The sequence below is a fragment of the Streptomyces sp. NPDC054847 genome, assembly GCF_053610925.1.
This window is the reverse complement of the sequence record NZ_JBSGZJ010000757.1, coordinates 1-1,458: the sequence shown is the minus strand read 5'-3', so window position 1 is coordinate 1,458 and position 1,458 is coordinate 1. Positions and strand designations below refer to the sequence as shown.

The following is a 1,458-nucleotide window of genomic DNA, read 5'->3' as shown; positions in this document are numbered from 1 at the left end:
TCCGCGAGCCGGTGTTGGCTACGGTGGCCGCCGCGTGCAGGGTGTTCAGGCCGTAGGCGGTGGCCGCGAGCGTGCACACCTGCTGGACGGCTGTGGTGGCGAGGCCTCGTCCGGCGGCTTTCTCGGCGATGCGGAAGCCGAGTTCGGCTTCGCCGTCGGCGAGGTCGACGAGGTTGACGCGGCCCACGATCGCGCCGGTGTCGTCGACGAGGACGTGGAAGCGGCAGATTCCCGCGGCCTGTTCGGCGAGGAGGGCGGCGTGGCGGTCGGCGAAGTGGGTGAAGTAGTCGTCGCCGCGGTCGGGGACGTGGGCGGCGAAGTAGGCCCGGTTGTCGCGTTCGAAGGCGAGCAGGGCGTCGGCGTGACCGGCGTGCAGGGGTTCGAGGCGGGGCATGGGGGAACGGTACGCGGCCGGGCGCGGGGCCGGGCGGCCGGGTGGGACGTGGCCCGGCCACCCGGTGCGGGGTGGGGGCGGTCCTGGTCACGGCGTGCGGGTGATCCAGCGCTGGAGGGCGGCGTGGGTGGTGTCGTCGAGGGCGCAGAGCGCGTCGATGGCGGCGAGGTCGCCGGGCAGCGGGGCGATGCCGGCGGTGGTCAGGGCCGCGTGCAGGTCCAGGCGGCGGCGGTCGGCCGGCTCGAGCGGGAGGGGGACGCGCTGTCCGGGCCGGGGCGCGGGCAGCAGGTAGTCGTCGGGGGCGCCGGGGAAACGGTAGGGGTCGATGGTGGTGGTTCCGGTGGTGGTGTGCCAGGCGGTCATGTCTGCCTCCCTGAGGTGGTGCGGTGTGTGTGGTGGCAAGGACTGCGCTGCGGGCGGCGGCAGTTGCAGTACGGGAGAATTGCCACCCGAATGTCCCCTATGGCATTTCGTCACATGACAGTTCGTCACAACAGTGGTCGTCTGACGGACACACCGGCCCGCGACGTGTGGGCGGGCCGGTGCGGGCAGGGCCGAAGGCCAAGAGGCCGGGGTGCGGGTGCCGTTCGGGTTTTGGTTCAGACACCCAGGCAGCGGTGGGGCGATCCGTTGCCCGACAGGTGGGCGTCCCAGATCCAGCCGGCTCCGGGGATGTAGGACCAGGTGTTTCCGTACTCGTTGACGATGAAGCAGCGGACCTCGATCCGCGTGCCGGCCGCGTAGGTCTGAAGCCGGTAGCACTCGCCGTAGGGGCCCATGCGCAGCGGTGCGGCGTCCAGGGCGGTGTGGGTGGTGGTGTACGGGTTGTCGGCGCGGGTGGGGGCTGCCTGGCTGCACCTGTCGGTGGGTGCGGCGGTGGCCGTGGTGGTGGCGCAGACGGTGGCGGTCAAGGCCGCGGCGGTGGCCATGACCGTGGCGGTGGTGCGGTGGCGGACCTGTCGGTGCTGACGCATGGCGGGGCCTCCTGCGAGTGGTTGCCGGTGATGAGCGGTCACCGTGGCACGGGGCGGGCGGCCGGCGGGAGGTGCGGGGGTGTCCGGGAC

3 protein-coding genes are annotated in these 1,458 nt (G+C 72.9%); all 3 read right to left on the bottom strand.

Features of this window, described 5'->3' with window-relative positions; all coding sequences use genetic code 11:
* Window positions 1–394 (bottom strand): GNAT family N-acetyltransferase (locus tag ACWGH4_RS35025; protein ID WP_453467943.1); only part of this gene is annotated, 394 nt, incomplete at its 3' end.
* 87 nt (window positions 395–481) lie between these two features.
* Window positions 482–757 (bottom strand): hypothetical protein, encoded by a 276-nt coding sequence (locus ACWGH4_RS35020; protein ID WP_441267130.1) that lies wholly within the window; start codon window positions 755–757, stop codon window positions 482–484.
* A gap of 236 nt (window positions 758–993) precedes the next feature.
* Window positions 994–1,368, bottom strand: a complete 375-nt coding sequence (locus tag ACWGH4_RS35015) for a hypothetical protein (protein WP_453467941.1) — start codon at window positions 1,366–1,368, stop codon at window positions 994–996.
* Between the last annotated feature and the right edge of the window lie 90 nt (window positions 1,369–1,458).

Bases quoted from the DNA above. Each gene is read 5' to 3' on its own strand.
- ACWGH4_RS35020 (WP_441267130.1), bottom strand. From the start codon at position 757: ATGACCGCCTGGCACACCACCACCGGAACCACCACCATCGACCCCTAC.
- ACWGH4_RS35015 (WP_453467941.1), bottom strand. From the start codon at position 1,368: ATGCGTCAGCACCGACAGGTCCGCCACCGCACCACCGCCACGGTCATG.